Raw genomic sequence first — 8,015 nt, 5'->3', positions numbered from 1 at the left:
GTGCGGCCCCCCCCGCCGCCCCCCGGGCGGCCCGCCCCCCCCCGGCGCCCGGGGGGCCCGCCCCCCACGCCGTTGTCGTCGGCGGCCCGCAGGCTCAGCTCGTCGGAGCGCCCTGCGACTGCTGGGCGATGCCCAGGGACGCCGTGTACGTGGCGACGACCAGCTTGCCGATGGCCGGGTACGGGCCCAGCGCGTCGGCCGCGGAGCAGCCGGCCTCCTTGGCGGCGTCGTGCAGCACCTCGGGGGCGACCTCGGGGCCGACCACGTAGGGCGCCAGCGCCAGCGTCAGGGAGCCGGACGAACGCAGCTGGTCGGCGATCTGGGCGACCGAGCCCTCGATGTCCAGCGCGGCGGCCATCACCGGCACGGCGAGCCGTGCGGCCAGCAGCAGACCGGTCACACCGGCGGCCTGGACGGCCTCCTCGCCACCGACGGTGGCCAGGATGATGCCGTCGGCGGCGGTGGCCACCGTGAACAGGCGGGCGCGGTCGGCGCGGGCCAGACCGGCCTCGGAGAGCCGCACGTGCAGCGCCTCGGCCAGCAGCGGGTGAGGGCCGAGCACGTCGGTCACCTCGGCCGCGACGCGGCTGTCCATCACGGCCTGGCGGATCCGGCGCATCACCGACGCCTCGGGACCCGCCAGCAGCGGGACCACGACGGCCGCGGGGGCCTCGTCGCCGCGCTCGGCGGCGGCCTGGGCCAGCACGGACTCGAGAGTCGGGTACTCCTCGCCGTCGCCGTCGACGTAGCCGATGCGCGGGTCGAGACCGGACAGCTCGATGCGGGCGATGCTGACGATCTCCTCCGCGAGACTGCGTATCGCGGAGGACGGGGTGCCGGGCACGGCGAGGACCAGCGTGGGGGCGCCCTCGGGCGTGGTCAGCGGTTCCGGCCGCCGGTGCCGCCCGGGCTGGCGGGGGCGGGGCATACGAACGGGCAGGCCGGGTGCGGGGCCTTCGGCAGTGCTCATGGCGAGGCATGCTAGTGCCTTTGCGCGCTCTGTTGTTCGGGCGGGTCCATCGCAGGGGTTACCTGTCCGGTTCTGTCCTGATACGGTGCCGGGTCCGCGCACCCCGGCACCGTAGGCGCGCGGCGATCAGCCGAGTCCGCGCGAGTCCTGCTTGAGGGCCGTGTCCACGGTGAGCGCGGAGGCGACGACCATGCTCAGCAGGGGGTCCGGCAGCGGGCGGTGGATCTGCAGCACATAGTTGTCCGCCGTGGTGAACATCGTCTTCGCCAGGCCCTCCCAGGTCTTGGTGATCCGGGCGACCTCGGTGTCGGTGTGGTCGACGATGGCGAAGTTCCAGGCGCGCCAGTTCTCGGCCTTGATCGCGCCGATCTTCTGGCCGTTCACCTCGAAGGCGAAGTTGATCTTGCCGATGGCGTTCTGCTGCACGATTTCGCCGAGCGTCAGGCCGTCGGCGCGCTGCACGATCACCCTCGACTTGATGAACTTCGCGGGCCGCGTCAGCAGCAACTGCGGCTGTCCGTGCGCGTCCCGCACCTCGAGCCGCACCGACATGAACTGGTCGACGCTCGCGACGAAGCGCAGCACCTTGCGCGCGGTGCTCTGGCCGACCTGGACCACCGAGCCGAGCTGACGCCCCTGCTGGTCGAAAACGCTGTACTCGTTGTTCAGCTCGATCAGCTTGGCCTTCTGGTTGACCACCAGGACGGGCTCGCTGAAGAGTGTGCCGCCGCCGGGGCCGACAGGGGCGACGCCCGCCTGCTGCTGCACCTGGCGCTGGATGCGGGACGGGTCGTGACCCCCGTCGACACCCAGCTCCCAGGGGTTGTCCTTGGGCTGCTGAGGGACCTGCCCACCGCCGGCGTGGGTGTGCTCCGTCCACTGGGATCCGTCCCAGTAGCGCAGCAGGTTCGGATTGCCGTGCGGGTCCGGGTACCAGCCCGCCGGAGTGTTCGAATGCGTCGTCACCCGGGCAGGGTAGCGGCTACCCCTGTCAGGGCAGCCGCCAGTCCACCGGGCTCCCGCCCTGACGCGTCAGAAGGTCATTGGCCCGGCTGAAGGGGCGCGAGCCGAAGAAGCCGCGGTCCGCCGACATGGGGGAGGGGTGCGCGGACTCGATGGCCGGCAGGTCCCCCAGCAGCGGACGCAGGTTCCGCGCGTCGCTCCCCCACAGGATCGACACCAGCGGCTTGCCGCGCGCGACCAGCGCGCGCATGGCCTGCTCGGTGACCTCCTCCCAGCCCTTGCCGCGGTGCGCGCCGCGCTGGCGCGGCGCGTTGGTGAGCGCCCTGTTCAGCAGCAGGACGCCCTGCCGGGTCCAGGGGGTCAGATCGCCGTTGGAGGGCCGGGGCAGGCCGAGGTCGGTGTGGAGCTCCCGGTAGATGTTCTCCAGGCTGCCGGGAATCGGCCGCACCTCGGGGGCCACCGAGAAGGAGAGCCCGACGGCGTGCCCCGGGGTGGGATACGGGTCCTGGCCCACGATCAACACCCGGACGTCGTCGAAGGGCTGCTGGAACGCGCGCAGCACGTTCGCCCCCGACGGCACGTAGGTGCGGCCCGCGGCGATCTCGGCGCGCAGGAAGTCGCCCATCGCGGCGATCCTTCCGGCGACCGGCTCCAGCGCCTTGGCCCAGCCCTCTTCGACGATCTCGTTCAACGGTCGTGCTGCCACGGGGAGTCACTCTAGTGGCTCGCACCGACAATCAGACCACGGCCGCCCTCACGCAGAGCACGTCCGGCAGGTGCGAGGCCACGAGCCGCCAGCTGTCGCCCTCGTCGGCGCTGGCGTACACCTCGCCGTTGCGGTTGCCGAAGTAGACCCCGACCGGGTCCGCGTCGTCGGTGCGCAGCCCGTCGCGCAGCACCACCCCGTAGTGCTCCTCCGCGGGCAGCCCGGTGGACAGGGCCGTCCACGAGGCGCCGGCGTCCTCCGTGCGGTAGACCCGGCAGCGGTAGTCGGGCTGGTAGCGGTCGCTGCCGTCGTTGACCGGGGAGACGTAGGCGACGCCGCCGCGGCGCGGGTGGGCGGCGACGGCGAAGCCGAAGTCCGCGGGCAGGCCCTTGCCGATCTCCGTCCAGCTCGCGCCCGCGTCGTCGCTGCGGTAGACGCCGCCGTGATTCTGCAGATACAGCCGGTCGGGGTCCTCGGCGTCCCGGGCGATCTTGTGGACGCACTGGCCGAATTCGGGGTAGGGGTCGGGCAGGAACTCCGCCTTGATCCCGGTGTTGGACGCCGCCCAGCTCTTGCCGCCGTCGACCGAGCGATAGACGCCACCGGAGGAGACGGCCGCGATCACCGCGTCGGCGTCCCGCGGATCGGTGATGACCGTGTGCACCGCCTGGCCGCCGAAGCCGGCGCCCCACTGCTTCCGTTGCGGGTGCTCCCACAGGCTCCGTACGAACTCGAAGGTCACCCCGCCGTCGTCCGAGCGGAACAGCGCGCCCGGCTCCGTGCCGGCCCACACCAGGTCCGGTGCCCCGGTGCCGGCGGGCTGGAGCTGCCAGACGCGCTCCAGGGAGGTGTCCGTGTCCTTGGGGAACCGCACCGCCGGCCGGGCCGGCTCCTCCCAGCTGCGCCCGAGGTCGTCGGAGCGGAACACCGACGGCCCCCAGTGCGAGCTGTCCGCGCCGACCAGCAGCCGCGGCACCGCGCGGCGGGTGTCGATGCCGACCGAGTACACCGCCTGCATGGGGAAGTGCGGACCGGTCAGCTCCCATGCCCCGGCACCGTCCCGCCGTCCCAGGAACAGTCCTTTGCGTGTGCCGATCGCGAGTACGACGTCGTCCATGACGCACCATCTCCGAAATCCGGGAATGTGTCCTGCATCACAGATTCTGCACCGCCCCACCGACAACGGGGTCCATGGCGCGCGTTCTGCGGGCGGCGCCTTCTACGGCATGTGCCGTAGTACGTAACCTGTCGAACTACGAGCTCCCTCGTAATATGAGGACCATGACGCCGCCGCAGCCCCCGACCACGGCCGCCCCCGCCTCCGGCGGGCGGGTGTGCGAGCACCCGGACCGCGCGGACATCCGCCTGGAGGCCGTCCTGCACGCCCTGTCCGACCCCATGCGCCTGCGCGTGGTGCGGACCCTGGCGGCGCGCGGAGCGGCGGCGGCGTGCTCCGAGGTCGAGTTGCCGGTCAGCAAGTCCACCTCCACCCACCACTTCCGGGTGCTCCGCGAGGCCGGCGTGATCAGCCAGACCTACCGGGGCACGTCCAAGATGAACGCGCTGCGCCGGGAGGACCTAGAGGCGCTCTTCCCCGGGCTTCTCGGCAGCGTCCTCGCCGCCGCCGACGGGCAGGACGGGCGGCTCGGCCCGGCCGCGGGCGCCGTCCGCACCTGAACCGGAGCCGCCCGGGAGGTGGTTGAAGAGCAGGTTCAGGGCGATCGCGGTGATGCACCCGGCGCTGATCCCGCTGTCCATCACCGTCTGGAACCAGTCGGGGAAGGCGTCGTACACCGTCGGGACGCCGACCGGCAGCAGCCCCACCGCGACGGACACCGCCACCACGGTCAGATTGTGGTTGCCGTGGAAGTCGACGGCGGACAGCGTCCGCACCCCGCTGGCCGCCACCGTTCCGAACATCACCAGCCCGGCGCCGCCCAGCACGGGCGCCGGAATCGCCGCGACCACCGCGCCCAGCTTGGGCAGCAGCCCCAGCAGGACGAGGATGCCGCCCGCGGTCGCCACCACCCAGCGGCTGCGCACCCGGGTCAGTCCGACGAGGCCGACGTTCTGCGCGTAGGCGGTGTACGGGAAGGTGTTGAAGACTCCGCCGAGCACGGTCGAGACGCCGTCCGCGCGCAGCCCGTCCGCGAGCCGCCCGGGCTCGACGTGGCGGCCTGTCAGCTCGCCCACCGCGATGATGTCGCCGGTCGTCTCGGTCATGGTCACCAGCGCCACCACGAGCATCGAGACGATCGCCGCGCCCTGGAAGGCGGGAGTGCCGAAGTGGAACGGGGTGCTGACGCCGAGCCAGCCCGCGTCGCCGACGGCCCCGAAGTCGGTGAAGCCCAGCGGAACGGCCGCCAGGGTGCCGAGCACGATGCCCGCCAGGACCGCGACCCGTGCGACGATGCCGGGCGCGAATCGCTGGATCAGCAGGATCGCCACGAGCACGGCGGCCGCCAGCGCGATGTTCCGCGGTGCCCCGAAGTCGGCCGAACCCACTCCGCCCGCCGCCCAGTTGCCGGCCACCGGAAGCAGGCTGAGCCCGATGACCAGGATCACGGTGCCGGTCACCAGTGGCGGGAAGAAGCGCAGCAGCCGCCCGAAGACCGGCGCCAGCAGGACCATCGCCACTCCCGAGACGATGACGGCGCCGTAGATCGCGGGGAGTCCCCCGTCCTGGCCGATCAGCACCATGGGCGAGACCGCCGCGAAGGTGCAGCCCTGCATGATGGGCAGCCGGACGCCGAAGCGCCACCAGCCCACGCACTGCAGCAGCGTGGCGATGCCGCACACCAGCAGGTCGGCCGTGATCAGGTAGGCGAGGTCCGCGGGGGACAGCTTCAGCGCGCTGCCGACGATCAGCGGTACGGCGACGGCTCCCGCGTACATCGCGAGCACGTGCTGCAGCCCGAACGCCCCGAGCTGGACCGCGGGCAGCACCTCGTCGACGGGATGGACGGCGGGGCCGGGGCTGTCGGTCGGTGTCGCCATGGGCAGCTCCTCGAGCGCGGCGCGGGTGAAGCGGTCGGACGATGACGTGAGTGCCTGCCCGGGACCCCGGAGAGCGTAAACGGCCCCTTGTGCGCGGAGACGTGCGCGGAGACGTATGCGCAGGCGCCGGCGCCGGAGCTCGCCGAGGTGCCCGCGCAAGCGCCTGCGGAGCTGCCCGCGACGTGGCTCACCCCGTGAGCCGGGCCGCGGCCAACAGCCCTTCCCAGTCCGGGATCTTCACGATCGCTCGGTTCAGTGACCGCCCGAGCGCCGCCTCGGCGGCCTCGATGGCCTCCCACCCGCTCCACTCGACGGGATCCTGGCCCAGCGCCCGCAGGCCCTCCAGCGGATCGGCGGTGGTCGTGCGGCGGGCCAGCAGCGTGTCCGCGTCGGCGATCAGCGCGGCGGCCGTCTGCTTGGCGCAGGGCCGGTTGGTGCCGATGACCCCGGTCGGCCCCCGCTTGATCCAGCCGGCGACGTACTCGCCGGGCGAGCGGGTGCCACCGCGCACCACGCGGCCCTCCTCGTTGGGCACGATGCCGAGCAGGTCGTCGAACGGCAGCCCGTCCAGCGGCACCCCGCGGTAGCCGACCGAGCGCAGGACGAGTCCGGCGCCGATGTCCTCGAGGGCGCCGGTGCCGCGCACCCCGCCCTGTCCGTCCGGGGCGGTCCGCTCGAACCGCACTCCCGTCACCCGGTCCTCGCCGAGCACCGCCACCGGCCGCAGGAAGAAGCGCAGATGGATGCGGCGGCGCCGGCCCGCCGCGGGCCGGGACGCCCAGCCGCGCAGCACCTCCACATTGCGCCGGGCGGCCGCGGGCAGCTCCCGCGGATCGGCGTACGCGGGATCGAGCGCGAGCTCCTCGGGGTGGACGACCACGTCCGCGTCGGGCAGGTCGCCGAGCTCGCGCAGCTCCTTGGTGGTGAACTTCGCCTGCGAGGGCCCGCGCCGCCCCACCATGTGGACGTCCGTGACCCGGCTGTCCGCGAGGGCGCGCAGCGCCCCCTCGGGCACGTCGGTGTGCCGCAGTTCGTCGGCGCCCCGGGCCAGGACGCGGGCCACGTCCACGGCGACGTTGCCCACCCCGATGACGACGGCGGAGCGGGCGTGCAGCAGGAAGCCGTCGGGCGCCTCGTCGGGGTGCGCGCTGTACCAGGAGACGAAGTGGGTCGCCGCGCAACTGCCGGGCAGGTCCTCGCCGGGCACCCCGAGGCGGCGGTCGGTGGCCGCTCCGACGCAGTAGACCACCGCGTGGTAGAGCCCCAGCAGCCGTTCCGGGGTGAGATCGGGGCCGCCCACGGTCACGTTCCCCAGGAAGCGGATCCGCGGGTCCTCCAGCACACGCCGCAGCGTGCCCTGCAGGGACTTGATCTTCTCGTGGTCCGGCGCCACTCCGTACCGGACCAGCCCGTACGGGCAGGGCAGCCGGTCGAGCACGTCGACCGTGACGTCCGGCACCGCCTCCTGGCGGGTCAGCGCCTCGGCCGTGTACACCCCGCTGGGACCTGATCCGACGACTGCCACACGAAGCACGGGCGCCTCCCCTTCGGCGAGGGTTCGGTTCACCTCGGACGGCCCGTACGCGCCCGGAACCGGGCGGGACGGGCGGCCATGTCCAGCATCGCACCGAGCGACCACCGGCGGGAGGGCGGCGGAGCGTGTCGCGGCCGGCGATGTCAGCCCATGGCGCGCATCCGGGCGATCTCGGCGCTCTGCTGGGCGATCACCTCGTTCGCCCACTCGCCGACCTGGACGTTGCGGCCCTGCGTGAGCACGTCGGTGGCCATCGTCACCGCTCCCTGGTGGTGGGTGATCATCAGGCTCAGGAACTGCCGGTCGAACTCCGCGCCGCGCGCCTCGCGCAGCGCCGCCAGTTGCGCGGCGGTGGCCATTCCGGGCATCGCGGCGTGGTCGTGGCCGGGAGCGTGCGCGCCCTTGCCGTTGGTCTTCAGCCAGGCCTCCATGCTCTCGATCTCCGGGCCCTGTGCGGCGTCGATGCGTCCGGCGAGGCCGCGGACGCGCTTGTCGGAGGCGTAGGTGTCGGCGAGCGCGGTCATGGCAAGCGCCTGCTGGTGGTGGGCGATCATGTTCGTCACGTAGGTCAGGTCCGCGGCGTTCGGGGTGTCGTCGGGGCGGGCCTTCGCCGCCTCGTCCGCGGAGAGGGTGGTGGCCCGTTCGCCGGGCGCTCCCGGGGCGATGACCGAGGGAGCGGCGGTCGCGGCGTCGTTCCCCGAGCCGCCGTCGCAGCCGGTCAGGGCCAACGCCGAAGAGACGGTCAGGACAAGGGCGAACAGCGTCGTCAGACGATACGAAGAAAACACCGGCCCATTGTCATCTTTTGGCGCGTACATGAGAAGGGCCATACTGCCGGGGTCCGC

General features: G+C 73.0%; 8 protein-coding genes. 1 reads left to right on the top strand and 7 read right to left on the bottom strand.

Annotation, left to right across the window (positions count from 1 at the left end; translation table 11 throughout):
• Window positions 1-94 precede the first annotated feature (94 nt).
• From AB0F62_RS30890 to AB0F62_RS30875, 4 genes are all read right to left on the bottom strand, one after another.
• Entirely contained in the window at window positions 95-970 is an 876-nt protein-coding gene (locus tag AB0F62_RS30890; RefSeq protein ID WP_361806582.1) for a hypothetical protein, read from the bottom strand.
• A gap of 126 nt (window positions 971-1,096) precedes the next feature.
• Window positions 1,097-1,936 (bottom strand): phospholipid scramblase-related protein, encoded by an 840-nt coding sequence (locus AB0F62_RS30885; protein ID WP_361806575.1) that lies wholly within the window; start codon window positions 1,934-1,936, stop codon window positions 1,097-1,099.
• A gap of 25 nt (window positions 1,937-1,961) precedes the next feature.
• Window positions 1,962-2,639, bottom strand: a complete 678-nt coding sequence (locus tag AB0F62_RS30880; RefSeq protein ID WP_361806572.1) for a uracil-DNA glycosylase — start codon at window positions 2,637-2,639, stop codon at window positions 1,962-1,964.
• 31 nt (window positions 2,640-2,670) lie between these two features.
• On the bottom strand, window positions 2,671-3,756 hold the full coding sequence (locus AB0F62_RS30875; RefSeq protein WP_361806569.1) for an exo-alpha-sialidase: 1,086 nt from the start codon (window positions 3,754-3,756) through the stop codon (window positions 2,671-2,673).
• A gap of 164 nt (window positions 3,757-3,920) precedes the next feature.
• On the opposite strand from AB0F62_RS30875, the gene AB0F62_RS30870 reads away from it, so the two are divergent.
• A complete protein-coding gene (locus AB0F62_RS30870) occupies window positions 3,921-4,316 on the top strand; it encodes a helix-turn-helix domain-containing protein (RefSeq protein ID WP_361806566.1) in 396 nt (131 codons plus the stop codon).
• On the opposite strand, the gene AB0F62_RS30865 is transcribed toward AB0F62_RS30870, so the two are convergent.
• From AB0F62_RS30865 to AB0F62_RS30855, 3 genes are all read right to left on the bottom strand, one after another.
• Window positions 4,218-5,636 (bottom strand): nucleobase:cation symporter-2 family protein, encoded by a 1,419-nt coding sequence (locus AB0F62_RS30865; RefSeq protein ID WP_361806563.1) that lies wholly within the window; start codon window positions 5,634-5,636, stop codon window positions 4,218-4,220. The genes AB0F62_RS30870 and AB0F62_RS30865 overlap by 99 nt on opposite strands.
• Before the next feature lie 187 nt (window positions 5,637-5,823).
• Window positions 5,824-7,170, bottom strand: coding sequence for an FAD-dependent oxidoreductase (locus AB0F62_RS30860; RefSeq protein WP_361806560.1), 1,347 nt, complete (start codon window positions 7,168-7,170; stop codon window positions 5,824-5,826).
• Between the two features lie 143 nt (window positions 7,171-7,313).
• Window positions 7,314-7,958, bottom strand: a complete 645-nt coding sequence (locus AB0F62_RS30855; protein ID WP_361806557.1) for a DUF305 domain-containing protein — start codon at window positions 7,956-7,958, stop codon at window positions 7,314-7,316.
• Window positions 7,959-8,015: the final 57 nt, after the last annotated feature.

Source organism: Streptomyces sp. NPDC026673 (assembly GCF_040638135.1).
Classification (GTDB): domain Bacteria; phylum Actinomycetota; class Actinomycetes; order Streptomycetales; family Streptomycetaceae; genus Actinacidiphila.
The sequence above is the reverse complement of the archived record's forward strand: the minus strand, read 5'-3'. Positions and strand labels throughout refer to the sequence as shown.